The sequence below is a fragment of the Tessaracoccus sp. MC1756 genome (assembly GCF_014164735.1).
Classification (GTDB): domain Bacteria; phylum Actinomycetota; class Actinomycetes; order Propionibacteriales; family Propionibacteriaceae; genus Arachnia.
On sequence record NZ_JACJFZ010000008.1, the window covers coordinates 77,281 to 103,785 of the forward strand.

25 protein-coding genes and 1 tRNA gene are annotated in these 26,505 nt (G+C 66.8%); 22 read left to right on the top strand and 4 right to left on the bottom strand.

The genetic code is table 11. The features are described from left to right. Positions 1 to 93: 93 nt before the first annotated feature. From H5393_RS14025 to H5393_RS14035, 3 genes are read right to left on the bottom strand one after another with little or no spacing between them, the layout of a single operon-like run. Positions 94 to 480 (bottom strand): RidA family protein, encoded by a 387-nt coding sequence (locus H5393_RS14025; protein ID WP_182767187.1) that lies wholly within the window; start codon positions 478 to 480, stop codon positions 94 to 96. 24 nt (positions 481 to 504) lie between these two features. Then, complete coding sequence (locus H5393_RS14030) at positions 505 to 1,071, bottom strand: flavin reductase family protein (protein ID WP_220488451.1); 567 nt, start codon at positions 1,069 to 1,071, stop codon at positions 505 to 507. A gap of 37 nt (positions 1,072 to 1,108) precedes the next feature. Beyond that, positions 1,109 to 2,314, bottom strand: a complete 1,206-nt coding sequence (locus H5393_RS14035; RefSeq protein ID WP_182767189.1) for an acyl-CoA dehydrogenase family protein — start codon at positions 2,312 to 2,314, stop codon at positions 1,109 to 1,111. Positions 2,315 to 2,507: 193 nt separating this feature from the next. On the opposite strand from H5393_RS14035, the gene H5393_RS14040 reads away from it, so the two are divergent. After that, complete coding sequence (locus H5393_RS14040) at positions 2,508 to 3,131, top strand: SIMPL domain-containing protein (protein ID WP_182767190.1); 624 nt, start codon at positions 2,508 to 2,510, stop codon at positions 3,129 to 3,131. A 160-nt stretch (positions 3,132 to 3,291) separates the two neighbouring features. Next, positions 3,292 to 4,638: a M23 family metallopeptidase gene (locus tag H5393_RS14045; protein ID WP_182767191.1), complete on the top strand. Its 1,347-nt coding sequence runs from the start codon at positions 3,292 to 3,294 to the stop codon at positions 4,636 to 4,638. A 17-nt stretch (positions 4,639 to 4,655) separates the two neighbouring features. On the opposite strand, the gene H5393_RS14050 is transcribed toward H5393_RS14045, so the two are convergent. Continuing rightward, entirely contained in the window at positions 4,656 to 5,273 is a 618-nt protein-coding gene (locus tag H5393_RS14050; RefSeq protein WP_182767192.1) for a DUF2461 domain-containing protein, read from the bottom strand. A 166-nt stretch (positions 5,274 to 5,439) separates the two neighbouring features. On the opposite strand from H5393_RS14050, the gene gyrB reads away from it, so the two are divergent. The 20 genes from gyrB to H5393_RS14735 all read left to right on the top strand — a co-directional run bounded on the left by gyrB (position 5,440) and on the right by H5393_RS14735 (position 26,296). Beyond that, positions 5,440 to 7,575: a DNA topoisomerase (ATP-hydrolyzing) subunit B gene (gyrB, locus tag H5393_RS14055; RefSeq protein ID WP_370586000.1), complete on the top strand. Its 2,136-nt coding sequence runs from the start codon at positions 5,440 to 5,442 to the stop codon at positions 7,573 to 7,575. A 53-nt stretch (positions 7,576 to 7,628) separates the two neighbouring features. Then, positions 7,629 to 10,229 carry a DNA gyrase subunit A gene (gene gyrA, locus H5393_RS14060; RefSeq protein ID WP_182767193.1) on the top strand — a complete coding sequence of 867 codons (2,601 nt, stop codon included), beginning with the start codon at positions 7,629 to 7,631 and terminating at the stop codon, positions 10,227 to 10,229. Continuing rightward, entirely contained in the window at positions 10,222 to 11,100 is an 879-nt protein-coding gene (locus tag H5393_RS14765) for a DUF3566 domain-containing protein (protein ID WP_182767194.1), read from the top strand. Before gyrA ends, H5393_RS14765 begins: the two co-directional genes overlap by 8 nt. A gap of 176 nt (positions 11,101 to 11,276) precedes the next feature. After that, positions 11,277 to 11,353 (top strand) — tRNA-Ile (locus H5393_RS14070). A gap of 866 nt (positions 11,354 to 12,219) precedes the next feature. After that, positions 12,220 to 12,510 (top strand): hypothetical protein, encoded by a 291-nt coding sequence (locus H5393_RS14075; protein ID WP_182767195.1) that lies wholly within the window; start codon positions 12,220 to 12,222, stop codon positions 12,508 to 12,510. Between the two features lie 380 nt (positions 12,511 to 12,890). Continuing rightward, complete coding sequence (locus H5393_RS14080; RefSeq protein WP_182767196.1) at positions 12,891 to 13,184, top strand: hypothetical protein; 294 nt, start codon at positions 12,891 to 12,893, stop codon at positions 13,182 to 13,184. Position 13,185: 1 nt separating this feature from the next. Continuing rightward, positions 13,186 to 14,961 carry a sigma-70 family RNA polymerase sigma factor gene (locus tag H5393_RS14085; RefSeq protein WP_182767197.1) on the top strand — a complete coding sequence of 592 codons (1,776 nt, stop codon included), beginning with the start codon at positions 13,186 to 13,188 and terminating at the stop codon, positions 14,959 to 14,961. Between the two features lie 129 nt (positions 14,962 to 15,090). After that, positions 15,091 to 15,792: an SAF domain-containing protein gene (locus tag H5393_RS14090; RefSeq protein WP_182767198.1), complete on the top strand. Its 702-nt coding sequence runs from the start codon at positions 15,091 to 15,093 to the stop codon at positions 15,790 to 15,792. Positions 15,793 to 15,800: 8 nt separating this feature from the next. Then, positions 15,801 to 16,529, top strand: coding sequence for a hypothetical protein (locus H5393_RS14095; protein ID WP_182767199.1), 729 nt, complete (start codon positions 15,801 to 15,803; stop codon positions 16,527 to 16,529). Continuing rightward, positions 16,522 to 18,027 (top strand): CpaF family protein, encoded by a 1,506-nt coding sequence (locus H5393_RS14100; protein ID WP_220488452.1) that lies wholly within the window; start codon positions 16,522 to 16,524, stop codon positions 18,025 to 18,027. The genes H5393_RS14095 and H5393_RS14100 overlap by 8 nt, the downstream gene beginning before the upstream one ends. Beyond that, complete coding sequence (locus tag H5393_RS14105; RefSeq protein ID WP_182767200.1) at positions 18,024 to 18,872, top strand: type II secretion system F family protein; 849 nt, start codon at positions 18,024 to 18,026, stop codon at positions 18,870 to 18,872. Before H5393_RS14100 ends, H5393_RS14105 begins: the two co-directional genes overlap by 4 nt. Continuing rightward, positions 18,869 to 19,762 (top strand): type II secretion system F family protein, encoded by an 894-nt coding sequence (locus tag H5393_RS14110; protein WP_182767201.1) that lies wholly within the window; start codon positions 18,869 to 18,871, stop codon positions 19,760 to 19,762. Before H5393_RS14105 ends, H5393_RS14110 begins: the two co-directional genes overlap by 4 nt. An 18-nt stretch (positions 19,763 to 19,780) precedes the next feature. Next, positions 19,781 to 19,954, top strand: a complete 174-nt coding sequence (locus tag H5393_RS14115; protein WP_182767202.1) for a hypothetical protein — start codon at positions 19,781 to 19,783, stop codon at positions 19,952 to 19,954. Continuing rightward, on the top strand, positions 19,929 to 20,318 hold the full coding sequence (locus tag H5393_RS14120; RefSeq protein WP_182767203.1) for a TadE/TadG family type IV pilus assembly protein: 390 nt from the start codon (positions 19,929 to 19,931) through the stop codon (positions 20,316 to 20,318). Before H5393_RS14115 ends, H5393_RS14120 begins: the two co-directional genes overlap by 26 nt. Before the next feature lie 12 nt (positions 20,319 to 20,330). Beyond that, positions 20,331 to 20,942 carry a hypothetical protein gene (locus H5393_RS14125; protein ID WP_182767204.1) on the top strand — a complete coding sequence of 204 codons (612 nt, stop codon included), beginning with the start codon at positions 20,331 to 20,333 and terminating at the stop codon, positions 20,940 to 20,942. Between the two features lie 308 nt (positions 20,943 to 21,250). Continuing rightward, the gene (locus H5393_RS14130) at positions 21,251 to 21,853 is read left to right on the top strand and encodes a hypothetical protein (protein ID WP_182767205.1); all 603 of its coding nucleotides are present in this window, start codon (positions 21,251 to 21,253) and stop codon (positions 21,851 to 21,853) included. A gap of 2 nt (positions 21,854 to 21,855) precedes the next feature. Next, positions 21,856 to 22,278 (top strand): TadE/TadG family type IV pilus assembly protein, encoded by a 423-nt coding sequence (locus tag H5393_RS14135; protein WP_182767206.1) that lies wholly within the window; start codon positions 21,856 to 21,858, stop codon positions 22,276 to 22,278. Then, positions 22,278 to 22,712 carry a pilus assembly protein gene (locus tag H5393_RS14140; RefSeq protein WP_182767207.1) on the top strand — a complete coding sequence of 145 codons (435 nt, stop codon included), beginning with the start codon at positions 22,278 to 22,280 and terminating at the stop codon, positions 22,710 to 22,712. Before H5393_RS14135 ends, H5393_RS14140 begins: the two co-directional genes overlap by 1 nt. Beyond that, positions 22,709 to 25,579, top strand: coding sequence for a tetratricopeptide repeat protein (locus H5393_RS14145; protein WP_182767208.1), 2,871 nt, complete (start codon positions 22,709 to 22,711; stop codon positions 25,577 to 25,579). Before H5393_RS14140 ends, H5393_RS14145 begins: the two co-directional genes overlap by 4 nt. Positions 25,580 to 26,083: 504 nt before the next feature. Then, positions 26,084 to 26,296, top strand: a complete 213-nt coding sequence (locus H5393_RS14735) for a hypothetical protein (protein ID WP_255436545.1) — start codon at positions 26,084 to 26,086, stop codon at positions 26,294 to 26,296. Positions 26,297 to 26,505 lie beyond the last annotated feature (209 nt).

Here is a 26,505-nt window from a genome sequence, read left to right on the forward strand (position 1 = left end):
TCGGGCGGGCTGTCCGGCTCCATCGGGGCAGTGCCCCTGGACATGTAGGAGCCCGGTCAGCTGTCAGCTGACCGGGCCCTTGGGAAACGAGGATCAGACCGCTGCGATGGCGTCGATCTCGATGGTGGCGCCGTTGTAGAGCGAGTACACGCCGATGACGGTGCTGGCCGACGGCGCGGGCGCGTCGACGATCCGGTCGCGGGTCTCGCGCCAGATCTTGAGCTTCTCCTGGTCCAGGTGGGTGATGTACACGTTGACGCGCACCAGGTCCGCGTACGTGGCCCCGGCCTCGGTGAGGGCACGCTTGAGTTCGCCATAGGTCAACTCGATGGCGCGGGCGAAGTCCTCGGGGACCGACCCGTCCTCCTCGAAGCCGACCTGGCCCGAAATGAAGAGCAGGTCACCCGCGGTGACGCGGGTGCTGTCCGAGATACCCGGCACCACGGGGGGCGCGATCCGGCTGATACGTTCGTTGGTCATAGGGGTATTCCTTCGTGATCGGTGTCAGTCGTCTCGTCCGTAGACGATGCAGAACGGGGGCATCGGTTCCGGCATGGCGGACCTGCCGTTGAGGATGTGCCAGCTGCGGTTGTGGTAGACGAGCGGCGTCGGCTCTGGAGCCGTATCGTCCTCGAGTTGGGGCTTGGCCTCGATCGCCTCGACGATGATGATCGTGGACCCAGCCACGTCGACGGACTCCACGATGCGCCCCCGCAACCAGGTGGTGTCCGGGTAGTACGGCTCTCCGGTCGGCAGCCGGCCCCAGCGAACGCTGTCGCCGAACCGTTGGGAACCCTTCTGGGCGCACAACTTGGCCAGGTCCACATCGTCTGCGGAAAGCAGGTGGACCACGACGGTGTCGGCCTTGCGGATCGTCGGGGTGCTCGAGGAGATGCCCGAGGCGGAGAACATGAGCGTCGGCGGGTCTATCGCGACAGAGGCGACGGAACTCACCGTCATGGCGACGGGGCCGTCTCCCGCGTCAGCCGTCACGATCGCGACGCCGGCGGGATGAGCCCGGAAGGCGTGCCTGAAGTCGTGTGCCGTCACTGTCGGGTGTGAGAGTGTCATGACCATATCCTTGCCTTTCTCTGGGGGACGGGTGCGATCACACGATCGGCAGAACGAAGCGCGCTTCGTCCTCGCGCCCGAAGATCGCCTTTCCGTAGGCCTCGAAGCCACTGGCTCCCAGCGTGTGCCCGTGTCGGGCAGCGGTGGCCTGGTCGCGCCAGATGCGCTGAATCGCACTCGACTCGGCGAAACCGGCCGAGCCGTGGGCCGTGATGAGGTCGTCGATCACCTTGGTGATGGTCGAAACCACCCAGCCGGCCTTCGCGCGCATCTCGAGGCGCTCCGGGTAGGAGTAGTAGTTGTCGTCCTCGACGCCCTGGTAGATCTGGTCCGCGACGGCGGCGGCCACCAGTTCGGCGGCCTGCAGTTCGACGGAGGCCTTGGCGACGGCCGTCTGGAACAGCGCGGAATCCGCCTGCTTGGCGTAGCCGGTGTACGCGATCGCCTTGCTCTCGGCCTTCTCGATGACGAAATCAAGCGCGGCCCGGCCCATGCCGAGATGGGGGCCGATGAGCTTCATGAACAGCGACGGCACGAACACCGTCTTGTAGGCCGCATCATCGTTGCTTCCGAGGTATCCGCCCTCGACCGCGGCGGTCAACGGGAACACGCGGTGCTGGGGCACGAAGACATCCTCGGCGACCTGCATGACGGAGGCCGTCGAGCGCATGCCGGCCACGTACCAGTTGTCGACGTAGGACAGCTCGGAGGTCGGGATGAGCGCCAGCCCGGCGTCGACCACTTCGCCCTTGTCGTTCTTGAGCGGCACGCCGAGCAGCGACCACGTGGCGTGGAGGCTGCCGGTGCCGTAGCCCCACTTGCCGGTGACCCTGTAGCCGCCGTCGACCGGTTCGGCCTCCGAAGTGGTGGCGAGGACGATGGACACGAACTCCTTGTCGATCGCGCCGTCCTCGCCCCACACGTCCTGCTGGGCCTGATCGTCCATGAGGCTCACGACCCACGCGCCCGAATCCAGGATGCCGTCCACCCAGGCGAGGCTCCCGTCGGCACGCCCCATGGCTCGCGCGACGGCATGTGCCTCACGCGTGTTGGCCGCGAGGCCGCCGAACTTCGGCGGGGCCGAGATGTTGAACGCGCCCGTGGCGGCAACCGCATCGAACACCTCCTGGTTGATGCGACGGTTCTGATCGCTCTCCCGGGCAGATTCAATGATCATCGGGCGAAGTGCGTCGATCTTGTCGACAATGGTCTGGATCTCGGGGCGAATGCCGTTCGACGCCATGTGGATGCTCCTCAATTTCACCTTTGAAGTACGGAGATTCTGGTGTTCACCAGCGTATAGCGACTGTATCCAATGTCAAGGAAGATTGAACACTGTCCGGATTGTGGGCGGTGCCTTCACGCTCGGCGCTGCCAGGCTTCACCAAGAGCCCGGCAAGCACACGGGGGCCGACGACCGGTGGTGTACTGGTCAGATGAAGATCACGGTCACCGGAAGCAGCCGGATCAAGGTGCGCGCCGAGTGCGCACGGGTGTCCTTCTCCGTCGCTCGACGGGGCGCGGATCACGACGTCGTGATCGGCGAGGTCTCGGCCGTCGCCAGGCACGTCCGCTCGCTCCTCGACGAACTGACTCCTGAGGACGACGGCGATCAGGCCCACCTGTCGGGCCTCCGTACGTGGACCGACTTCTCGGGCGCGGGCGAGCCGCAGCATGTCGCCCAGCTGGACGGTTCCGTGATCGTGTGGGAGCTCGATGACCTCGGCGACTTCCTCGGCCGCTTCGCCGCGGTCGACGGCGTCACCGTCGACAACGTCGAGTGGAGACTCACCCAGGACACCCGAGACGCCATCGAGCCCGAGGCCATCCGCGACGCCTTCCAGGATGCGCGGCAGCGGGCCAGGTGGATCGCCGAGGCGGCCGGACGGCGGGCGCCGGAGCCGGTTGCCATCACCGACGGCGGCGCCCCGCCGTCGCTGCACTACAAGCAGGCGCTCCTGCGGGCCGACGGCACCGCCGCCCTCGACCTGGATCTCGACCCCCTCGACGTGGAGATCAGCGTCGCGCTCACCGTCGAGTTCGAGGCCGTCGAGGGCTGATTCCCGTGATCGGCGGGCATTATCGCCACCTTTCCCCTCCTGGCGCTGTGGTTGAGCTGAATTACACGCCTTGGATTCTCAGTTGCCCTTCCAATTGGTCCCCGAAGGTGATTCGATGGTTTGAGTAGTCATTGACGACGGCTTGGGGGCTGGGAGCAAGATGAAACTGCGAGGCACCACCTCAGTGTTGGCCGCCGCTGTTGCAGTGGGTCTGGTTGCGCTGGTCGGTGCGAACAGCGACGAGCAGGTCATCGAAGCAGTGCCCGCCCCCGCCGCGATCATCCAGAGCCCACCGGCACCCGCTCCGGGCATCGGCCACGCGCGCGCCAGCGTCCAGGAAGTGTTCGGCGAAGAATTCACGGATCCGCTGGGCGTCTACGCCGTCGAGGGCGGCTATGAGACCTGGCGGATGCCAGATGGTGAAGGCCTCGGCTTCGATCCGCACAACGCACCCACGCCTGAGGTCATTCAGCCAGACGGGGTCGAGGACCTTGAGCCGGTCGTCGTGCCCCTGCCCGTTGCCCCGGCCACCATCCCCGTCACGACGGTGGAGTCCGTCGGCACCCAGAAGGCGGGCGCGCTCCTCTCGCCACCGGTGCGCGGGCGCTCGTCGTCGAAGTTCGGTATGCGGTTCCACCCCGTGCTACGCGTGTACAAGCTGCACACCGGCCACGACTGGGCGGCCCCCTGTGGCACCCCGGTGGGTGCCGCCGCTGCCGGCACCGTGGTCGGCACCGGTTGGGCCGGCGGCAACGGCGTGCAGGTCAAGATCGACCACGGCAGGCTGGGCGGCTACCGCGTCGTGACCACCTACAACCACCTGTCGTCCATCGGCGTGAAGGTGGGGCAGAAGGTCTCCGCCCTGCAGGGCGTGGGCCGCGTCGGCAGCACCGGGTACTCCACGGGTTGTCACCTGCACTTCGAGGTGATCGTGAACGGGCAGTTCACAGATCCCATCCCGTGGCTCAACGGCAAGCCCGGCGTCGTCGACCTCTCGGTCATGATGGCGCTGGCCCCCGGAACGCCCTCGTCGAGCGCGTCGCCGTCACCTTCACCGTCGCCTTCCCCCTCGCCGAGCCCTTCCCAGTCGCCGTCGGTCCCCGGCCGGCCCTCGGTGAGTCCTACCTCGGAGCCGCCGCCCGCGCCCGAGCCCGGCGACACGTCGGCCGCCGGACCGAAGCCCTCCACCCCGGCACCGGGTAACACGTCGAACCCGCCCAGCACCTCTGCTCCCGGGACGACACCGGCACCCACGCCCACCACGACGTCTGCGGCACCGAAGCCCAGCCCCTCGGCCAGTGCGACGACGAAGTCGCCTGAGCCGAGCCCCGTCACCTCGTCGCCACCACCACCGACACCCCCTCCTCCGTCGTCAACGCCGCCGGCACCTTCGCCCGAGCCCTCCCCGACGCCGGTGCCGAGCCAGACGGTGACGGAGTCGCTGAGTGAAGTTCCCTCGACGCCCCCCGCTTCCTCCCCGACCGTGTCTGAGAGTGTGACGGCGTAGCCGGGACGGTTCCGGGCTCAGTCGTTCAGCCGGGCTGCCATCCAGTCCACGAGCGGGGCGGACCCTCGCCAGATCTCACGGACCTCCTCGGCGAACGCCTCCACCCCGGTGGCCGTGACCTCGCGCATCGCGCTCAGCGACCGGTGCCGCAGCAGCCTGATCCGGGGATGCGCCTTCGTGAAGCCCCGCGGCGCAGTGGCGAGGGTCTGGCCCGTGATCAGCCACCCGTCGCGCTCGAGACCCTCGACCATCGCCTCGAGTTGGCCGCCCGAGCGCTCGTCGTCGATCGCAGAGCGGAAGCGGGCCAGCGCCTCCGCCTCCGCGCGGTAGAAGCCGCCCCCGGCGAAGGCCTCCTCGGCGTTGACCTCCACGTAGAAGCCGCAGGCGGGCGCCATCGCCACGTACGCGCCCTGGTGGGTCTTGTAGGGCGACTTGTCCTTGGCGAACCGCACGTCCTTGTAGGGGCGGTACACCTTGGCCTCCCCGAACTCTTCGGCCAACGCGGCCACCACCCGGGTCAGCGGGCCGCGCACGTCGTTGTCGTAGCGCGCCTTGTTGGTGAGCCAGAAGTCGCGGCTGTTGTCGAACTGGAGTTCGCGGTAGAACTCGGCGGCAGGGAGGGGAAACTCGTCCATGTCCCAGATTCTGCCCCCTGGCCGGCCGACGGTGCCCTCCGGCGGTTCGATCACGCGTCGATCTGCGGCCCTACGGCCCCCTGAGGGATAGGGGACCACGTCTCAGCCCCCGTTGGAACGCCCAAACGCGCAAGAAATGCGAATGAACGCCCATCCTGCGTCCTGAATGCGTCGATTTGCGCGCTCTCACGGTAGTATTGGCACGTTCAACGGCGCTGGGGCAATCCCGGCGCCACTTTGTGTGGACAGGAGCAATGTGTCGGACGACGTGACCATGGATGAGGACCTCACCCCCGAAGCGCGGATGGAGGGACTCCAAGATTCAGCGGACATCACCGTCTCCGGATCCTACGACGCCGACCAGATCTCCGTCCTCGAAGGCCTTGAGGCGGTGCGCAAGCGCCCCGGCATGTACATCGGTTCCACCGGTGAACGCGGCCTGCACCACCTCGTCTACGAGATCGTCGACAACTCCGTCGACGAGGCCCTCGCCGGGTACTGCGACTCCATCGAGGTTGAACTCCTCGACGGCGGCGGCGTCCGCGTCAAGGACAACGGCCGCGGCATCCCGGTCAAGGAGCACCCCGTCGAGAAGATCCCCACGGTCACGCTCGTGCTGACCGTCCTGCACGCCGGCGGCAAGTTCGGCGACGGGGGCTACAAGGTCTCCGGCGGCCTCCACGGCGTGGGGTCCTCCGTCGTGAACGCGCTGTCGGAGCGCATGATCGTCGACGTGCGTCGCGACGGGTACCGCTGGCACCAGGAGTTCGAGTACGGCACGCCCGTCACGGAGTTGGAGCGGATGGAGGCCACGGACGAGACCGGCACCACCATCGCGTTCTACCCCGGCCACGACATCTTCGAGACCACGTCCTACAACTATGAGACGTTGTCCACCCGTTTCCGCGAGATGGCTTTCCTGACGAAGGGGCTGCGCCTCTCCCTGCTGGACCTGCGCGCCGAGCGCCAGGTAGCCACGGGGGATGACGGCGAAGTCGACACCCCCTACGACGAGTTCCTCTACAACGACGGCCTCATCGACTACGTGAAGTACCTCTCCGGCAGCAAAGAGGCCATCCACCCCACCGTCATCGACGTCGAGGCCCACGCCCCCGAGGCGGGCATGGGCGTCGAGATCGCGATGCAGTGGAACACTTCCTACGCGAGCAGCGTCTACACCTTCGCCAACACGATCAACACGCATGAGGGCGGTACCCACGAAGAGGGCTTCCGCGCCGCGCTGACCGGCACGGTGAACCGCTGGGGTGAGACCTGGGGCCTCATCAAGAAGCGCGAGGACCGCGTCTCCGGCGACGACATCCGCGAAGGCCTCACCGCCATCCTGTCGATCAAGGTCTCGGAGCCGCAGTTCGAGGGCCAGACCAAGACCAAGTTGGGCAACACCGAGGCCCGCACCTTCGTGCAGCGTGTCCTCAACGACCGCTTGGGCGACTGGTTCGAGCGCAACCCCGCCGAAGGCAAGGACATCGTCCGCAAGTCGCAGGCTGCGGCGGCGGCCCGTATCGCCGCCCGCAAGGCCCGCGACATGGCCCGCTCCCGCAAGGGCCTGCTGGGTGGCTCCGGCCTGCCCGGCAAGCTGGTGGACTGCCAGTCGACGGACCCCTCCGAGTGCGAACTGTTCATCGTGGAGGGCGACTCCGCAGGCGGTTCCGCCCGCGGTGGCCGTGACCCCCGCACGCAGGCGATCCTTCCCATCCGAGGCAAGATCCTCAACGTGGAGAAGGCCCGCATCGACCGCATCCTTGCCAACAAGGAGGTCGAGGCCATCATCAACGCACTCGGCGCGGGCATGCAGGAGGATTTCGACCTCAACAAGCTGCGCTACCACAAGCTGATCCTGATGGCTGATGCCGACGTCGACGGCGCCCACATCCGCACGCTGCTGCTGACGCTGTTGTTCCGCTTCCTGCGTCCCATGATCGAGGCCGGGCACGTCTTCCTCGCGCAGCCGCCGCTGTTCCGCATCCGGTGGTCGAACTCGGCGCACGAACTGGCCTACAACGACACCGAGCGCGATGCGCTGCGCGACGCCGGGCTCGCCGAAGGCAAGAAGCTGCCGCAGGTCAACCCCATCCAGCGCTACAAGGGCCTGGGCGAGATGAACGCAGATGATCTGTGGGACACCACGATGGACCCGGAGAACCGGATCCTGCTGCAGGTCACGCTCGACGACGCCGCCATGGCGGATCAGATGTTCTCGATCCTCATGGGAGAAGACGTCGAACAGCGCCGCACGTTCATCCAGCGCAACGCCAAGGACGTCCGCTTCCTCGACATCTGATCGAGGCCCACTCTTCACCCCTCATTCCGAACTCCCGAAAGGTTCACTGACGCATGGCTGACGACGTCGACAAGGACGAACTCAAGGCACCCGCGCTGGGCCGCATCGATCCCATCGACCTGCAGGTCGAGATCCAGAACTCCTACCTCGACTACGCGATGAGCGTCATCGTCGGGCGTGCGCTGCCCGACGTGCGCGACGGGCTGAAGCCCGTCCACCGCCGCGTGCTCTACGCCATGTGGGACGGCGGCTACCGCCCTGACCGCGGGTGGAACAAGTGCTCCCGTGTCGTCGGTGAGGTGATGGGTCTGTACCACCCCCACGGTGACTCCGCGATCTACGACGCCCTCGTGCGTCTCGCGCAGCCGTGGGCCATGCGCCTGCCGCTCGTGGCGGGTCAGGGCAACTTCGGCAGCCAGGGCAACGACAAGGCCGCAGCCATGCGGTACACCGAGACCAAGATGGCCAACCCCGCCGTCGAGATGGTGCGCGAGATCGAGCAGAACACCGTCGATTTCCGTCCGAACTACGACAACCGCGAGCTGGAGCCGACGGTGTTGCCCGCCCGGTTCCCGAACCTGCTGGTCAACGGCTCCACGGGTATCGCGGTGGGCATGGCCACCAACATCCCCAGCCACAACCTGCGTGAGGTCAACGACGCGGTGCAGTGGGCGCTGGCCAACCCCGACGCGTCGCGCGAGGAACTGCTCGAAGCCGCCATCCAGCGCATCCAAGGGCCAGACTTCCCCGGCGGCGCACTGATCGTCGGGCGTTCGGGCATCGAAGAGGCATACCGCACCGGGCGCGGCTCGGTGACGATGCGCGCGGTCATAGGCATGGAGGAGGACCGCAACGGTCGCCAACTCCTCGTCATCACGGAGCTGCCCTACATGGCCAACCCCGACACGCTGGCGCTGCGCATCGCAGACCTCGTCAACTCGGGCCGCCTGACGGGCATCGCCGACATCCGCGACGACACGTCGGCGCGCACCGGCCAGCGTCTGGTGATCGTGCTCAAGCGCGACGCCCAGCCGCGTGTCGTGATGAACAACCTGTACAAGCACACGTCGCTGCAGGACACGTTCGGCTGCAACATGCTGGCCATCGTCGAGGAGGTGCCCCGCACCCTTCGCCTCGACCAGTTCATCTCGCTGTGGATCAAGCACCAGCTCGAGGTCATCCGGCGCCGCACGCAGTGGCAGTTGGATGAGGCCGAGCGCGCCGCCCACCTCGACCGCGGCCTGGTCAAGGCACTCAACATGCTCGACGAGGTCATCGCCCTCATCCGCGCCAGCGCCACCGCTGATGCGGCCAACCAGGGCCTGCAGGAGCTGCTCGACATCGACGAAGTGCAGGCGCGCTTCATCCTGGACACCCAGCTGCGCCGCCTGGCGTCGATGGAAATCCAGAAGATCGTCGACCGCTTGGCCGAGCTGGAGCGTCGGATTGCCGACCTGAAGGACATCCTTGGCGACGAGGCCCGGCAGCGTCGGATCATCGCAAGCGAGTTGCAGGAGATCGTCGACAAGTACGGCGACGAGCGCCGCACCCGGATCGTCGCGGCTGATGGGGATTTTTCCGATGAGGATTTCATCCCCAACGACGACGTCGTGGTCACCATCACGCACGGCGGTTACGCCAAGCGCACCCGCGCGGATCTGTACCGCGTGCAGAAGCGCGGCGGCAGGGGCGTGCGCGGTGCGTCGCTGCGTGCCGACGACGAGGTGGCGCATCTCTTCACCACCACCAACCATCAGTGGATCCTGTTCTTCACCAACTTCGGCCGCGTATATCGCAGCAAGGTGTGGCAGTTGCCGGAGGCTGGTCGCGACGCCAAGGGCGGCCATGTCGCCGGGTTGATGAGCTTCCTGCCCGACGAGCGGATCGCCCAGGTGTTGACCATCGACTCCTACGAGGATGCGCCGTACCTGCTGCTGGCCACGAAGAACGGCCTGGTCAAGAAGACGGACCTGAAGGCCTACGACTCGCCGCGCCAGGCCGGCGTCATCGCGATCAACTTCCGCGAGCAGGGCGACGAGTTGATCGGCGCGTCGCTGGTTTCCGAGTACGACGACGTCCTGCTGATCTCGCGCAAGGGCCAGGCCATCCGCTTCCGGGCAGACGACGAGCAGTTGCGTCCGATGGGTCGCGCCACGTCCGGTGTGACGGGCATGAAGTTCCGCTCGGGCGACGAGTTGCTGTCGATGGCTGTGCTCCGCGCCGATGAGGATCAGTCTGAACAGTACGTGTTCACGGTCACCGACGGTGGCTACGGCAAGCGCACCTCTGTCAGCGAGTACCGCGTGCAGGGTCGCGGCGGCCTGGGCATCAAGGCCATGAAGCTGAACGAGGACCGCGGCAAGCTCGTCGGTGGCCTGATCGTCGGTGAGCATGACGAGGTCATCGCGATCAAGGTCTCGGGTCAGGTCACCCGCTCCGCGGTCTCGGACGTGCCTGCGAAGGGCCGCGACACCATGGGCGTGAAGTTCGTCGGTGTCCGCGGTGAGGACGAGGTCAGTGTGATCGCGCTGTACCCCGAAACTGAGGTCACCGAAGAAGAGGTGGCTACCGAGGAGCCGGCAGACGGTACCGTAGGGGAAACCGTGGTCGAGGAGGCTACGGAAGTGAGCCCTGAGGAGACCGTCGATGAGTGATGCGCCGCGCTGGCCCGGGGCCGACGGACGCCCCGGTCTTGACTTCTCGCCCTACCGGTCGGACAAGCCGGCTGAGCCGGCGAAGTCGTCGCAGTCGGCTCCTGAGCCGGACACCCGCGCACAGCGCCCCGTGGGGGCGCCGTCGGAGCAGGGCAAGCCCGCCGACGACGGGAAGTCCTCGTCGGTGGCGCCCCGGGTCGCCGAACGCGCGGCCCGTGCCGCCCAGGAGTGGGCGTCGATGCCGGTGGCGCCCGCGTTCGGTTCCGCGCCTACGGCCCGCACCGCACCGGTGCCACCTCCCGGCGCCAAGCAGCCCCCAGTGCAGGGTCGCCCGGGCGGCCCCGCACCCCTCGGTGCCCCGACGCGGGGTGGCGCCAGCGCCGTGCCTCCGGGCCGCCGTAGCGCGAGTGAGGCCGAGGACGCGGATCCGCTGCCGCTGGCTGAGGTCGCCGAGCCGAAGGTTGAGAAGGGTGCAGCGCCTGTGCGCACCACGCGCCGCCCGCGCCGCACCCGCAAGGCTCGCCTGCGTCTGGCACGGATCGACCCGTGGTCCGTCATGAAGACGACGTTCCTCTTCGCGATCGCCTTCGGCATCATGCTCGTGGTGGCCACGTTCGTAATCTGGTCCGTGTTGGCAGGGGCGGGCACGCTGGAGTACGTCAACACGCTGCTCAACCAGCTCCTGGGGGACCAGGACACCGAGTTCGACGTGACCCAGATCCTGAGCGTGAACCGCATCCTCGGGTTCTCCTCGATCGTCGCGGCCATCAACGTGGTCATCATCACGGCGTTGGCCACTTTGTTCGCCTTCCTGTACAACTTGGCGGCCACGGTGATGGGCGGCCTCGAGGTCACCCTCGCCGAAGACTGATCCCTGGTCCGTCAGGACCTCCCAGCCGCTACCCGGCCGTGAGCAATTGGATGGGCTCACGGCCGGTTTTGCGTCGTTTTCTTGGCGTGTCGCGCCGTGACCCCATCCAATTGCTCACCGCAGGCCTGAGTTTGCAGGGAGCGGAAGTCATCCGCTACAGTTGGTCGTCGGTAAGCGGGCCTATAGCTCAGGCGGTTAGAGCGCATCCCTGATAAGGATGAGGTCGCTGGTTCAAGTCCAGCTAGGCCCACCAATGAACCCCTAGGTGACTAGGGGTTTTACTATTGCTGGCGAAAACGGTGACAAATTGGTGACAAATCGCGTCGAGTGCTGACGAGGGTTCTCGGCATTGCCGCGCCGGATGATGAGCGCAACACCCCCGGTCGCCAGAGCAGAGACCTTCCGTCTGAGGGGGTCGCGGGGACGCTCCCAAGGCTTCATCGCTGAGGTGCTCCTGCCCACCGGGAACGCGCTGACGCCATGCGAACTGTGGGTGGCGCACCGCACCTCCAAGATGATTTTGGCCAATGCCGATGCGAGGGCCCCGCGTATTGCCCGATCGACTCAAAGATCGCTCCAGAGACGTTGCCAACCCTGGCCGGGTCGACGTGCCACCAAGAGGACGGGACGACGTTGCCCGCCCGCATTGTCCTCCTGAACGGCAGATTCGCAACCGCTCGATAACGCTAAGGAATCGCCTCGCGCTGGGCGTGCCTCGATGGGGTTCTTAGAGGTATGAGCCACACCCGGACAGCGCCATGCACGGATGCCCAATCGCGGACAAATGAGGATCTCGCCGACGGGGGCCACTCTGGGCGGCGTTCCGACTTCGACCTTCTCTACTGGGTGCGAGTGGAGTGTCCTCTGTGCGGCGGGGCCCACGGGCTACCGCTGTACAGGGACGACCTCGAGAGGCTCGCAAATGCGGCGGGCGACGAGGCGCTCGACAGACGACTGAGGCTGCTGTCGTTCGATAGGCCCCTTGTGCGTTGCCCGGCGTGCGTCGTGCGCTGGGGAGGAGAGGCTCCTTGTGCATGAACGAGCCCTGGCGGGATCTTCACGTCGAGCGGCGTATCCCGACCGGCACTCATCCGACGTGATTTCTCGTAGGAGGCACTGATGTCCCAAAGCTTGAAGCAGACAGCGAGACGACGAGCGGCCCAGCAGTTCCAGAAGCGGCGGGCAGAGCACTTGGCACGCGAAGCCAGGATCCGGGATCTGGTCGTGGAGGCCACAACGGCGATCCTGGAACGCGAACGAGTCGCCAAGCTGGCCGAACAACGCATGTCGGCTGCGTTGTGCGAGCTTGAGGGCTTGGCCGTGTCCACGGCGGAGGCCGCAGCGCTGTGCGGCCTCGAGCCGCGTGAAGTCACGAAGCTGAAGAAGAACCATCGAGAGTATTCACCGTGAGGGCCCCACACTTTGCGGGCTTGAGGTCTACGAGCATCTCGGCCTCGATAACACAGCCGTGAGGAGAATGTTGATGCCCGGCTGACGCCCCCTGAAGAACGCGACGCTGGCGTCGGAGTCCGGCGTCATCGCCATGGGCCCGGCCATTCAGAGCCTCGTCGCGGAGAGGGAATCCGAGTTACTGAAAGCTCACCCGCCGCCACGGGATCGACTGCGACACCTCCGGGCGGAACTCCCTTGGCCTGTCGCTGAGCACCGTCCCCGCCGGGGTTCCTAAGAACGATGGGTCGTGTGCCTCCTGTGGATAACCGTGGATCGGGAGACGACGCCGCCATCACATAACCGAGGAGAACGCTCCTCGTCTGAAGGAAAGAGGACTCATGTCGATGCCCAGAGATTACGAAGTGTTCGTCCTCCTGGATCACGCGAACGAACTGGCTGTTCACGACGTATGCGCCGATCGGTGGCTGCTGGATGTGACGGCTGGGATGTACCTCGCGTCGGATGTCGCGTGCGGGGAGCCGGAGGTTGCGCCGGAGTTGCCGACCACGGTGCGCGAGTGCGTAGCGCGCGCCGCACAGTTGACTGCGCAGTGGGATTCGGCGGAGTTGACCCCGTCTGGCCGCATGTTGGTGGCGTTGTTGGCGACTCTGGCGGCCGAGATGGGCTGCTGAGATGGTCGGGCTACAGGAGGCGGCCGTCCGCGCTGCCGGGCTGGTCCACGATGGAATTCTGCCCGGTGCCTGGGTCGAGTTGATGGCCCAGTTTAACGACTTGTTGGATGGCCGGGATCCGGCCATCCGCCGCGCTGCGGCTCTTGCCCCGTTGTTTGGTGACAGCTCAGGAGAGGCCGAGTCTCCGTTCGAAGTCGAGCGCGCAGGAGCTCGCGACGAGGTCACACCGGGTGAGTATCGCCTTGTGCGGTTGGCTACGTTGCAGGCCACACGGGCCGCGACCCGGTCGGCCAGTCCCACGGAACGATTTCTACTGTCGGGGGTCGAACGCGAACTGCTCGAAGGACACCCGCGGCGTGGCCCGGTGGGGTCCGCGTTACGCGGTTGGGGGTTGGCGGTCAGCGCTGAGGCTGGGCACATGTCGCCGGAGACGGCGTTGACGGTGGCCTGGACCCAGCGGGCGCTGCTGCGGCAGGGCGTTTTCCTTCTTGAACGGCATGAACTCGTTGATGGGGTGGGGCAAGGGCGGCTGCTGGATGCTGTCGAGGCAAGTAGCGCCGGGTGGGATCGTGCCCACGTCGTGTGGCGTGAGATGGTGCCGCGCCGGCCGGTGCCGATGGACGGTCTGCGTCGGGCGACTGTTGCGCTGCAGCTGGCGGTCCGCGACTCCACGGAACTCGAGGTGCTGGAGCAGCTGGTGCGTACTGGTTTCGGCGGCAACCTGGTCGCCGCGTTGGCGGTGACTCCTCCCGAGTTTCGGGAGACCGCGGAGCTGGTCACTGCTGCCCTTGAGCTTGAGCCGAAGTCGGATGTGACCACGTCCTTCCGACCGCTGGTGACCTCACGATCGGTGGAGCCAACGATCACGGCTACGGCTCGACCGGCTCTGCCGGTCGCGTCCAGCACCGGACCGGTCGTGCCGCAACTTGAACCGCAACCGGGATCGTCCCGAGTGGTTGATGTGGAGCAGGTGGTGTTGTCGGACCGGGCCGGGCTGGAGGAGTTGGCCCGCTTGCGGGACGCCGGGGTGCTGGCGGGTGCGGCGCGGGCGGGGGTGTCGGAGGCTCGCCGTGCTGTGGGGGATGCCTCTGATGCTGAGCTGGGGTGCCTCGTGGAGCTGGGGGATCGCGCCAGGACGGCGATCGCCGAGGCGGGTCTGCCGATGGTGCGGCACTGGGCGAAGAAGGTCTTTGAGCCCCGCCGAGAGGAGTTCATCCAGAGTGCTGTGGTGCCGCTGATGGAGGCAGCCGGCCGGTGGGATCCTCAGAAGGCTTCATGGACGACCTACTCGTATGCGACGGCTCGGTTCGAGTTCTTGCACGAGTTGGCCCGCCCGGCCTCACGTTTGGAGTTCGCGAGCGAGACGCTGGGTGAGCAGAAGCTGCGAGACAGCCAGTCGGAGCAGGTTTTCGGAAGCGTGGCTGCCTCGCCGGAGGACCTTGTGGTGGCGGCTACCGAGCGGGAGCGCGCGCAGCAACTCCTTGCGTTGGTCCCGCCACGGCTGCGCGACGCGGTGGCTGCCCGGATGGGTCGCTTGGGCGAGAGCGCGCCGACGATGGTCGAGGTCGCTGACAGGTTGGGGCTGACTGCTTCGACCGCGGGGAGGCGTGTCTGGGAGGGGATCGATCATTTGAGGCATCTGGCGGCCGATGAGGCCACGGAATCAGGGAGTTTGCGGCATCTGGCGATGGCCCTGCGCGCTGGATCGGTGCCCGCAGCCGACCCGCGTCGGGAGGGCCGCAGGCCTCCGGGTGGGGGCCCGGCGGTGACCCCTTGATGTGTTTGACTCCTGACAACTCCTCGACGTCGTGACTCGTGGCGATGCGGCCGAGGTCACGCCAGGGGACGGGCGGCAGATTGGTTGCCGCTGTAGGTGTCGCGAGTTGGGGTTGATAGGGGTGTGACGATGCATCAGGTTTCCTCCGTTGACGGCACGACCCAGCAGCGGGCCGAGCCGGCTGCCAGTGTGCGAACGCGGCGGCGACCGGCGCTGGCCGTGGGGGCGGTGCTCCTGATCCTGCTGGGTGCCGCCGGCGGGGCTTGGATCTATCTGACGGGACGCGACAACGTTGAAGTGGTCGTGGCCCGGGTGGCGATCGCCCGTGGCGAGGTGATGGTTGCCGACCAGCTCACCACCGTGCACATGCCCCCCAACGAGCAGCTGCGCTACATTCCGGCCACAGAGCTGCCGGACCTGGTGGGGCAGCGCGCCGCCCATGATGTCGCCGCCGGGTCCCTGATCGGACCTGACGCTGCGACCCCGGCGATGGTGCCCGGGACGGGACGCACGGTCGTGGGGTTGTCGCTGCCACCGGGCGCCGAGCCGGCGATCCCGCTGCAGGTCGGTGACCGGGTCCGGGTGGTCTTGACCGAACCCGCCTACGCCTGCGCCGCCGGCACCGCAGCTTCCCCGGTCGACGCGGAGGGGCCGGCGCCGCAGTGTTCGGTGGATGTCATCATCCCCGGCACCGTGGTGGCCACCGCCCGCGATGAGGCCTCTGGCCAGGTCGGCGTCTCGGTCGAGGTCGGCCAGGACGACGCGCCCAAGGCTGCGGCGGGGGCGGCGCTGGGACGGGTGGCTCTGGTCCTGGATAGTCGGGACAACTAGGCATGGCCGTGTTCGCGTTCACTTCGGCCGCCGGGTCACCGGGTGTGACCACGACGGCGTTGGGGTTGGCGTTGGAGTGGCCGGGCGAGGTGCTCCTGGTCGATGCCGACCCGGTGGGGGGCTCCCCCGTTCTGGCTGGCTTCTACGGCGGCACGGTGCAGCACCCGGGAACCCTGGTGGAGTTGTGGGCAGCGCATCGGCAGGGCCGCCTTGATGACGCGCTGCGGGAGATGCCGCTGCGGATCGCCGATCATGCCTCGTTCGTGTCGGGCCCGGCGGGTGCGGCGCAGGCCGGCAGCCTGACCGAGTTGTGGCAGGCTCTGGCCCTACGCCTGCGGTCCCTCTCGGGCATGGACGTCGATGTCCTGCTGGATCTGGGCCGCCTGGGTCATCAGCATTTCCCGATGGCGTTGGCCCGCGCTGCGGACGAGCTGCTGCTGGTGCTGCGCAGCGACCTGGTGGCAGTGGCGGCTGCCGCAGCCTGCGAGATCCCCACCGACGCGCCCACCCACGTCGCGCTGATCGGCGCGAAGCGTCCCTACACCGCGCGCGAGGTGTCATCCGTGGTCAAACGCGACGTGACCGTCTCATTGCCTTGGGCCCCCACCGAGGCCGCGGTGTTCAGCCATGGCATCAAGGAAACTAAGAAGTCCTCGGAACTGCGCAGGGCTCTGCGGCAGACCGCGGAGAGCCTGCGGTGGCGCGCTGATCGGCGTGAGGAGGTCGGCTATGAGTGATCTCACCCCCGCAGCCTCGGTTGCGCCGGCCACGCTGGCGCTGTTCACCCAACCCCTGCCGCCGCCTGGCCGCACCCGGGGGACCTTCCGTATCAACGGCGAGGGACCCCAGCATCAGGCGACCCCACCGCGGATGTCTCCTGCGGCGGGGCCGGCGCCGCGGGTGCTGCGGGTATTTGCGGGCGAGGTGGACTGGGATCTGGTGGCGTCGCTGCGTGAACGGGTCTCTGCGGAACTGTCCGAACGTGATCCCGAGCCCGGTGTGCGGGAAGAGGTGGGCCGCGAGATCATCTGGCAGGTACTGGAGGAGGAGTCCCGCACCGCGACCGTGCGGGGCGAGGCCACCTGGACGCTGCTGCATCAAGACGAGTTGGCCCAGGCCCTGTTCGACGCGGTGTTCCGGCTGGGCCGGCTCCAGCCCTATCTGGATGACGACTCGATCGAGAACGTGATCATCTCCGGCCACGACAACGTGCTGGTCGAAAACAGCAACGGGGAGTTGGTGCAGGCCCCGCCGGTGGCCTCCAGCGACGAACAGCTCATCGAATACCTCACCTTCATGGCCGCCCACCAACCCAAACCGCGCGAGTTCAGCGAGGCCGCCACCAAACTGCACCTGTCCCTGCCGAACCGGGCCCGCCTGTTCGCCTCCGCCTGGGTGACCTCCAAACCCACCGTGATCATCCGCCGCAACCGCCTCGTCGACGCCGGCCTCCAGGAGCTGGTGCGGCTGGGATCGTTGACACCGCTGGCGGCATCGTTCCTCTCGGCAGCGGTGCAGGCACGCTTGTCCTTGGTGGTGTCGGGGGATCAGGGCACCGGGAAGACGACGATGCTGCGCGCCCTCGCACACGAGCTGCCGCCGCATGTCCAGATCGGCACGATTGAAACCGAGTACGAGCTGTACCTCAAGGACACCGGCAACCATCAGGTGGTCCATGAGTGGCAGGCCAACCCGGGCTCCGGGGAGATCGGCCTCAACGGCCGGCGCGCCGGGGAGTACACGGTGCGGGAAGCCCTGGAGGACTCATTGCGAGCCAACCTGTCCTACACCATCGTCGGTGAGGTCCGCGGATCCGAGATCGTGACCATGTTCAAATGCATGCAATCGGGCTCCGGGTCCATGTCCACCACGCATGCCCGCTCCGGCGAAGGAGCGATCCGCAAACTTGTCACCTGTGCCACGCAAGAGGGCGCCAACATCACCCGCGAATACGCCCTCAACGTCATCGCCGAAGACATCGACCTGATCGTTCAACTGCAGGTCGAATCCGTGCCCCTGCCCGGCGGCGGGTGGCAGAAACGGCGCTGGGTCAGCGAGATCATCGCGGTGGAACCCGGCGAAGACGCCAAGGGCTACGCCACCACCACCATCTTCGCCACCACCCCCGGCTCCTATCAGGCCGCCCCGGTCCTGCTACCGGACCGGTTCCGGGACCTGGAACGCTTCGGTTTCGACTACGCCAGCTTCCACGCACAACGGGGGCTGAACCCATGATGCTGATCGCCTCCCTGTCCGGCACGCTGCTTGTCGCCGGCATCCTCGCCTTGATCTACGCGCTGATTCCGCAACCAGTCCGCCCGGCCCGCCCGAAGTCCCGCAAACCCAAACTGCGCACCACCGAGAAGACCTTGGCGTTGGCGGGGGTGGCCGGCGGCGCCGTGCTGACACTGTTGACCGGGTGGCTCGTGGCGCTGATCCTGGTCCCAGCGGTCACGGTGATGGGATATCGCAGCTGGTCGGGGCGCCGCGAAAACAGGGTTAAGCGGCTCGGTGCCCTGGCCGATTTCGCGCGCGGCCTCAGCGGGGTCTTGACCGCAGGTAGGGGCTTGGAGCAGGCGATCTTGCATGCCGCGCGCTCCGTCCCCGCTGCGCTGGCCCCTGAGGTCGGGCGGCTGGCCGCCAGGGTCAGGGCAAACTGGCCCACAGGAAAAGCGCTGCGGCGTTTCGCCGACGAACTCGACGACGCCACCGGCGACCTGTTCGTCGCCACCTTGATCCTGGCCGCCGAGCGACGGGGACCGGGCGTGGCCTCCGCCATGCAAGGTTTGGCCGAATCGATCGACGCCGACGTGCGGGCCCGCCGCCAGGTCGAAACCGAACAACAAAAAGCCAAGACCGCCGCCCGCATCATCACCATCATCTCCGCGCTGCTCCTGCTCGGCCTGTTCACCGCCGGCAGCTACGTCGACCCCTACCGCACCCCGATCGGACAACTGCTGCTGCTGGGATTCATGTCGATGTTCCTGCTGGTCCTGGCGTGGATGGGCCGCATCGCCCGTGCCCAACCCCTACCGCGGTTCATGGGCCACGACCTCCCCAGCAAGGCGGTGACACGATGACAGGCCTGCAACTGGCCATGCTGTCCGGGGCCCTGATCCTCGGTGGCGTCGCCTGCCTGACCGCCTGGGCACTGCCCGCCACCGTTCACCTCAAAGATGCCATCGCCCGGCTCCAGCCCGCCACCCACATCCCCGACCCCGTCACGACCAGGGATCGCCGCGACACCGAAACCACCATTGGACAGTGGGCGCAGCGTCACCTTCCCGCGCTGCTGTGGGGAGCCGCCCCTGAGAAGGATTTGGCGCTGCTGGGCCGCACCACAGCGTCCCTGTACGGCTCCAAGGTCATCAGTGCAGCAATCGGCCTGCTCCTGATCCCGGTCATCAGCCTTATTCTGGCGATGCTGGGTTGGTCCATGCCGCTCGGTATTCCGGCGATCGGCTCTGTGGCGCTTGCGGTGATGATGTGGTTGCTCCCCAGCAACGAGCTGCGCGATAAGGCACGCAAAGCACGCGAAGAGTTCAGCTACGCCCTGGGCGCCTTCGTCGAAATGGTCGCCCTGGAACGCCTCTCCGGCGCCACCGTCCCCCAGGCACTCATCCACGCCGCCGACACCGGAGACTCCTGGGTCTTCGACCGGATCGCCGCCGTGCTGCGCCGCACCCACTACACCGGCCAGTCCCCCTGGGACGCGCTGGCAGACATGGGCCAAGCCCTCGACCTTCCCGACCTGGTCGACCTGGCCGACATCATGCGACTAGGCGGCTCCGACGGCACCCGCGTCTACGACTCCCTACGCGCCCGCGCCGCCACCATGCGCAACGCCACCCTCAACACCCAGATCAGCCGAGCCAACCAGGCCTCCGAACGCATCGCCGTGCCCGTCGCACTGCTCGTCTTCGTCCTGGCCCTGACCCTCATCTCCCCAGCCCTCCTGCGAATGCTCTAGACCGAAAGGACACTCACCATGCTCTACCTCTACAGCCACCTCATCGCCTCGCTCACCGCCCCCGCCAGACGCGACGAACGCGGACTGTCCCAGTCCACGGAAAACGCGATCCTCCTCGCCGGCGCCGTTGCCGTGGCAGTCATCATCATCACCGTGATCACCAACTATGTGCAGGGCAACCTCCCCGGCTAGACGCGACGAACGCGGACTCAGCTCCAGCGTCCTCGCGTCCATCCTCTTCCCCCTGGTGCTGTCGGTCCTGTGGCTGGCAATGCAGTGGGCCATGTTGAGCTGGGCCCATGCCACCGCCCAGGCCGCCGCCCAAGACGCAGCCCGCGCCGCCGCAGCCCTCGACGCCACCGACGCCCACGGACACGCCGCAGCGGAAGCCGCCGCCGACAACGGCTCACTCGAGACACACGCAGTCTCTGTCCAGCGAGGGGCGATCACCACCACGGCGACCGTCACCGGCACCGCACACCGGCTGATCCCCGGCTTCCCCGTGGCCGTCGAGGTTACCGCTACCGCACCCACCCAACGACTCACCTCATCCTGACAAGGACCGACGATGTACCACCGACTCGCCCCCGCCGCGCTCCTCGCCCTCGCCGCCATGGCCGCGTGCACCCCAACTTCGGAAGTCACCCCCACACCGGAGCCGACACCAGCGGCCAGCACCACAACCTCGGCGCAGCCGACACCCACCCCGTCGGCCAGCACCGAGGCACCCAGCCCGTCGCCCAGCCCCACCCCGACGAGCACCTTGTCACCCGAACAGGAAGCCGCCCAAGCAGCCGCGGAGGAGTACTTCCGTGCCTTGAATGCGGTTCGTAGCGACCCCAACGCTGACTTCCAGCAGGTCGCTGACATCACCACTGGGGAACACACTGCAGCCGAGGCCAATGTGCTCAACGACTTCCGTAGCAAGGGCGTCGTCCAAGTCGGTAAGCGAACGTACACCTACAAGGGCGTAGGCCCGGTGGTGGAAGTCGAGGGCATAAAGTCCGTCGAGGTGCGCGTCTGCAGCGACTCCACCAACAGCGACATGGTCGACGAAGCCGGCAATTCGGTGCTGGACCCGCAACGTAGTCGGTTCGTTGACTTTCAACTCGACATTGTCCTCGTGGGTGATCGATGGAAGGTCAACGGCGGCCAGAGCGAGCCGGTGGAGTCATGCTAACCCGTTGCTTGACGCTGGGCCTGGGCTTCGCTCTAGGAGCCTTGGCTGGACCTCTTCCTGCTCTAGCCGAGGCGGGTGGGGGAGCCTTCGTCAATGAGGACTCTGTGGTTGTGCGCGTCGAAACACCCGGTTCACAGGGCAGCTCCGCTATGCCTGCGCGTCGTGAGCGGGGAGAATCAGGCGCTGCTGCATCGGTGTGCCACTCCTCGGGTGGGGCGCAGATCCCGTGTTATCAGTTCGGCGTTCCGTGGCGGCCCGATCTGCAGTGTTACGCGCGTGTCAAGCCGACCCAGCCTCCCATCACGGACGTGATCTGGGAGGGCAACACGACCGGGTTGATCGTGGAATGCCGCATCGGTACCGAGGGCGGCTGGAACACCGGATGGGACCGATGGGTGGGCACAGCGGAGTTGTCTGCACCTCCGGACCCGGAAGAGTTGGCGCGTCGCGCTGTGGCAAGGATGCAGCTCCAGCCGATCCAGATGGGCACCTTCCCGCCATTGGAGCAGCGCTCGCCCGCGGCGTTGGGTTATGTCGGATGGAACGTGTGGATGTGGGTCGACGGTGCCACTGCCTCGAACTGGGGCCCGATCACCCGGTCCGTGTCAGAGCGGGGCTTCAGTGTCTCGGCCACCGCCCGCGTGGACAAGGTCGAGTGGGACATGGGTGACGGCACGATCATCGAGTGCCAAATCGGTACTCCGTGGCAGAGCATCTGGACCCACAACGAGGCCTCCCCGGATTGCGGCCACCTCTACGCCAAAGACGGTGAGTACTCCGTCACCGCCACCTCCCACTGGGTCATCGACTGGGCTGGCATCGGAGAGAGCGGCATCCTTACCATGGACCTGGACAGCACAGGAACGATGAGGATCGCTGAAGTGCAGGTCGTCAACGTCAACGAACCATGACCATGAAGCATCGAGACCAGCGCGGAATGATGGTCGCGGTTGAAACCGCGATCATCCTTCCCGCGCTCCTGCTCATCGTCGGACTCCTAGTCGTGCTGGCGAGCCAGGCCCTCACGGGCATGGCCGTCTCCTCCGCCGCGGCCCAGGCCGCCCGCGCGGCCTCGATCGAACGCGAACCCGCCTCAGCGGCGTCGGCAGCACAGTCAGTCGCGGGGGCATCTCTCGCCGAATCTGGCATCGCCTGTCTCGCCACGAGCGTGGACGTGGACGCGGGAGGGCTGCGCGCCGCGCTCGGCAGCTCAACGCATGTTTCTGTCACGGTGTCCTGTGAGGTCGACTTCGGAGTCGGCCTCCCTGGCATGCCGCTGTCGAAAGTGGTTACCGCCACGAAAACGTCGCCCGTGGACACGTATCGGAGCCGTTGATGAACAACACCGAAATCTCTACCTTCAGCTCTGCTCCCGACGAGCGGGGGATGGTGTCGGTGTGGGTGGCTGTCGCCCTGGTCGCGTTCATAGTGATCGTCGGGATCGGGGTCGACTTCGCCGGGCACACCGCAGCATCGCAGGACGCCAGGGCAATTGCCGCCGAAGCGGCGCGGGCCGGAGGACAACATCTGACCCTCGACTCCGGCAGGGCCCGTCCAGACGTTCACGGCGCCATCCGCGCCGCGAGCGCCTACGTTGCGGGATCGCCCTATCGCGGCAGCACAAGCGTTCGGGGTGGGGACACGGTGACAGTGGTCGTGACCGGCCGCTACGAGACGCAGTTCCTCTCGATCATCGGGATCTCGGGCCTCCCCGTAAACGAGGCGGGCTCAGCCACCGTGAAGTCGGTCATGGGAAGTAGCGAACAATGAGACTTGTCCGAGGACTCGCAGCGACCATCGTCATCGCAGCAGCCGTGTTCGCCGCGCCGTGGCTGCTGCTGCAACTGGGTCAGCTGCCGGGCTTCCTCCCGTCATGGAGTGCGCTGTCCACCTTGCTGCTGACTCCCGACAACGGCCGGTTCCTCCTGGTCCTGGTGTGGGCGGCCGCATGGGTGTTGTGGCTATGGACCACCGCGATAATCCTCACCGAAACCGTGGGCGCACTTCGAGGCATCAAACCCCCATCGTTGCCCGGCGGATCATTTGCTCAACCGGCCATCCGTATCCTGGTGATGGCAGCCATCGGCACCCTCGCCGCGACCGCTGCCCCAACACCATCGGTGGCCGCACCTCCCATCCCGGTCGCCAACCCGGCAGCACCAATAGCCGCCCAGCTGGCCAGGCCGCAAGACGCGAAGCCAGCACCGGAAGCGGCGACAGTGACTGTCGAGCGTGGCGACAGTCTCTGGTCACTGTCCGAGGAACATCTGGAGGACCCGCAGCGCTGGCCGGAACTCTACGAACTCAACCGGGGCATCGAACAACACACGGGCTACGCGCTCGAGGACCCAGACTTCATCGACGTGGGCTGGATACTGAAACTGCCAACCCGACAGGTCGAAGGCCCCCCTGAGCCTCTCCCCGTGCCCACCGAACCTGTACCGACCCCGAACAGGACCGGGGACAACATCCCGTCCTGCCGGCAGGACCCCAAGACGCCCCCTGCTCCACCTCCCCGCGTCATCAGCACTCCGGAGGCCGCTAGTCCCTCTGCGGAGGCGTCACCCACAGCCTCACCGGCTCTCTCGAGGTCTGCGGCTCAGCTTTCCGACTCCCTCGCCTCATCCTCCGATGATTCAGACACGGACGCGGCCTTCGACTGGCAAGTGGCAGGACTAATCGGCGCCGGCTCCTTCCTCGGCGCAGGACTTGCCTCGCTCCTGGCCCGTCGGCGGCGAGAGCAGTTCCGCACCCGCCGACCCGGCAGGACCATCGCCGTCGCCGAACCCCATATTGCACCGATCGAGATGACCGCCCACATCGCCGCAGGTCTATCCGCCCGGCTGGTGAACCGACTCGACGCCGTCCTCCGCCGCCTCCACGGCACCCTAGAGATCAAGGCTGCCGTTGTGTCACGCGAAGGCACCATCCACCTGATCACTGACAACATGCTGCAGGCACCCTGGGTCCGTGAGCCCGACGGATGGTCACTGCCCAACTCGGTCCCAGCCGACCATGTCGGACCGGAGATTCGCGACAGCCCGTGCGCCTACCCGCTCCTGGTGACCATCGGCGCCGACAGCGCAGACAGGGTCGTGCTGATCAACCTCGAAACACTGGGACACGTGACCCTCACCGGTGACGAGGTGATGCGCGCCGACTTCACGCGGTACCTCGCAGCCGAACTGGCCGTCAACCCATGGTCCGCAGGAGTGCGGGTCTCTTGTCACGGACCGGCCGCCGACGCCGTCCCCATGGCCCCAGAAAGACTCGACGCCGACGACGCCGAACTCCTCACCCTCGCACAGCGCAATCAGCTCCGTGCGACCAGAAGCGGCCACACCACGCGGCAGGGTCGAGCAACCCAGGCCGAGGACGAAATGTGGGGAGCAGGTGCCATCCTCACCCCGCGAGAGCATCACTCCGAGACAACCGACTTCGTCGCGGCACACCCCGGAAGCACCGGCGTAGCGCTGGTGACGGGAAGCCGCGATCACGGCACGCTGAACTTGACCGGCTCGGGCCGAGTCACCGGCCTGGGGATGGAGTTGACCGCCGTCGGGCTCACCGAAGATGAGGCCGCCGGCTGCGCAGTCCTCCTCAACACCACAACGCAAGACGACCTTCCCCCGCAGCCTGCCGACGACCTGACAGACATCACCGGGAACCTCCTCGCCGAACATCGAGCAGTGCGAACCGACGACATCGCCATCGCCACTCTCCTGCCAGAACCCGACGAGGCATACCTCGCTGCGACGGCAACCACTCACGATGACCTGGCCGTCCTGGCGCCGTGCGTGAACGCCGGCGCTGTCGAGCAGCTCGAGAGCCGGGATCCCACGCTCGACGACGACGCGCGGGCATGGTTCTCCGACAGGTGCCCCTATCCCCGCCTGTCGCTCCTGGGGCCCGTCAAGGCCCGCTGCTACGGCAAGCCCATGGCCAAACAGAAGGCTTACTACACCGAAGCGCTGTCATACCTCGCACTCCACCCACACGGAGTAACCGGCGAGCAGATCGCCAACGCCTTCGGACTCTCCGTACCAAGGGCCCGCACCGTGCTCTCCAACCTGCGGCAATGGGTAGGCACCAACCCCCGCACCCGCGAGCCACACATCCCCGATGCGAAATCCTCCCCCGAAGCAAAGAACAGGGGAGTGGGGCTCTACCTGGTCCAGGACCTCCTTGTCGATGTCGACCTGTTCCGACGTCTGCGTGCGCGAGCTTTATCCGCTGGGCCTGACGGCATCGGCGACCTGGAGATGGCATTGACACTCGTCGACGGTCGTCCATTCGACCAGCTGCGCCCCGCCGGCTGGACCTGGCTCCTCGAAGGTGACCGCATCGACCACCACATGGTCTGCGCCATCGGCGACGTCGCCCATATTCTCGTCACCCACCACCTCCACGCCGGCCGCTTCGAAGCAGCCCGCCAAGCAGCCAACATCGCCCTCCAAGCAGACCCGGACTCCGAAACCGCAAGACTCGACCTCGCCGTCATCATGGTCGAAACCGGACACTCCGAAATGGCCCGGCAGACAGTAGCTGACGCACTCGGAGAAGACGCTGACCTGGACCTCACCCCACGAGGACTGGAAGTCTCACGCCGACGCCAATGGCTCAGCAGCAGCAGCTAGAGCTTGTGACCCGGCATGGCACCCTTCCTCTTGCACCCGCCGGACACCTGCCGCCCTGAACCCTCCTGCAGTTAGCCTCGCTCTATGGCTCCACGCTGCGCCGCACACCGCTGCCCTGAGCAGCCCGGTGACTCGGGTCTCTGCGCGCGCCATGAGAAGCGCCTCCGAGTCACCGGCACATTGCCCACCTATCTCGAGCCGGTCACAGGGGATCAGAGTGGGCGAGGGCAGTACGGAATCCTGGACGTAGACGAGTTTGGCGTGCTCTGCCATGAATGCGGTGATCGCTTCGCCGCTCTCGGACAACACGTGAGCCGTGCGCACGGCATCAAAGCTGACTCCTACCGAGAACGTCACGGTCTCGAAGGCTCACTTCGGATTCGAAGCGCCACAGCGCGTCGCCGGCCTCACCTTTGTTCCAGTTGCGACACCATTCTCATCACAGCCGCAAAGCTCTGCGACGCCTGCAAAGCCCATCGCCAAGAAACGGTCGACCAACAACGGATGCGACGCCCCCGCTGGCGGCAGCTCAGCGTGCACGAGGAGGCCAGACTGGTCAACGTCCATGCTGAGGAACTGGCGCAACTCGTCCGCCAACTGCAGCGGGAACGAGTTCCATCCAACGTCATCGGCAGCGTGCTGGGTATCTCACCCGCCCAGATGTCGCAACGATTTCCTCGTCGTGAGTACCGCCGAAGCCAATCTGACCAGCGCTAGGTGGCTCTGCCTTGGGCTGCGTAGCTCCAACAAGGCATGAACGTCGCCAGCCCGCTGCTCGGGACTGCTGAATGTTTAGGTGTGAATCGCACTGAGTTTGTTGGAGACTCCTGGTCTTGGAAACGAGGATGGAGTCATGCCGAAGGAACAGGTGCCGGGGAAGCCGACGACGCGTCGGTACTCGGAGGAGGAGAAGGCCGCCGCGGTGC

Coding starts and splice junctions, on each gene's coding strand:
- H5393_RS14025 (WP_182767187.1), bottom strand. CDS start 480: ATGACCAACGAACGTATCAGCCGGATCGCGCCCCCCGTGGTGCCGGGT.
- H5393_RS14030 (WP_220488451.1), bottom strand. CDS start 1,071: ATGACACTCTCACACCCGACAGTGACGGCACACGACTTCAGGCACGCC.
- H5393_RS14035 (WP_182767189.1), bottom strand. CDS start 2,314: ATGGCGTCGAACGGCATTCGCCCCGAGATCCAGACCATTGTCGACAAG.
- H5393_RS14040 (WP_182767190.1), top strand. CDS start 2,508: ATGAAGATCACGGTCACCGGAAGCAGCCGGATCAAGGTGCGCGCCGAG.
- H5393_RS14045 (WP_182767191.1), top strand. CDS start 3,292: ATGAAACTGCGAGGCACCACCTCAGTGTTGGCCGCCGCTGTTGCAGTG.
- H5393_RS14050 (WP_182767192.1), bottom strand. CDS start 5,273: ATGGACGAGTTTCCCCTCCCTGCCGCCGAGTTCTACCGCGAACTCCAG.
- gyrB (WP_370586000.1), top strand. CDS start 5,440: ATGCGTCGATTTGCGCGCTCTCACGGTAGTATTGGCACGTTCAACGGC.
- gyrA (WP_182767193.1), top strand. CDS start 7,629: ATGGCTGACGACGTCGACAAGGACGAACTCAAGGCACCCGCGCTGGGC.
- H5393_RS14765 (WP_182767194.1), top strand. CDS start 10,222: ATGAGTGATGCGCCGCGCTGGCCCGGGGCCGACGGACGCCCCGGTCTT.
- H5393_RS14075 (WP_182767195.1), top strand. CDS start 12,220: ATGTCCCAAAGCTTGAAGCAGACAGCGAGACGACGAGCGGCCCAGCAG.
- H5393_RS14080 (WP_182767196.1), top strand. CDS start 12,891: ATGTCGATGCCCAGAGATTACGAAGTGTTCGTCCTCCTGGATCACGCG.
- H5393_RS14085 (WP_182767197.1), top strand. CDS start 13,186: ATGGTCGGGCTACAGGAGGCGGCCGTCCGCGCTGCCGGGCTGGTCCAC.
- H5393_RS14090 (WP_182767198.1), top strand. CDS start 15,091: ATGCATCAGGTTTCCTCCGTTGACGGCACGACCCAGCAGCGGGCCGAG.
- H5393_RS14100 (WP_220488452.1), top strand. CDS start 16,522: ATGAGTGATCTCACCCCCGCAGCCTCGGTTGCGCCGGCCACGCTGGCG.
- H5393_RS14105 (WP_182767200.1), top strand. CDS start 18,024: ATGATGCTGATCGCCTCCCTGTCCGGCACGCTGCTTGTCGCCGGCATC.
- H5393_RS14110 (WP_182767201.1), top strand. CDS start 18,869: ATGACAGGCCTGCAACTGGCCATGCTGTCCGGGGCCCTGATCCTCGGT.
- H5393_RS14115 (WP_182767202.1), top strand. CDS start 19,781: ATGCTCTACCTCTACAGCCACCTCATCGCCTCGCTCACCGCCCCCGCC.
- H5393_RS14120 (WP_182767203.1), top strand. CDS start 19,929: ATGTGCAGGGCAACCTCCCCGGCTAGACGCGACGAACGCGGACTCAGC.
- H5393_RS14125 (WP_182767204.1), top strand. CDS start 20,331: ATGTACCACCGACTCGCCCCCGCCGCGCTCCTCGCCCTCGCCGCCATG.
- H5393_RS14135 (WP_182767206.1), top strand. CDS start 21,856: ATGAAGCATCGAGACCAGCGCGGAATGATGGTCGCGGTTGAAACCGCG.
- H5393_RS14140 (WP_182767207.1), top strand. CDS start 22,278: ATGAACAACACCGAAATCTCTACCTTCAGCTCTGCTCCCGACGAGCGG.
- H5393_RS14145 (WP_182767208.1), top strand. CDS start 22,709: ATGAGACTTGTCCGAGGACTCGCAGCGACCATCGTCATCGCAGCAGCC.
- H5393_RS14735 (WP_255436545.1), top strand. CDS start 26,084: ATGCGACGCCCCCGCTGGCGGCAGCTCAGCGTGCACGAGGAGGCCAGA.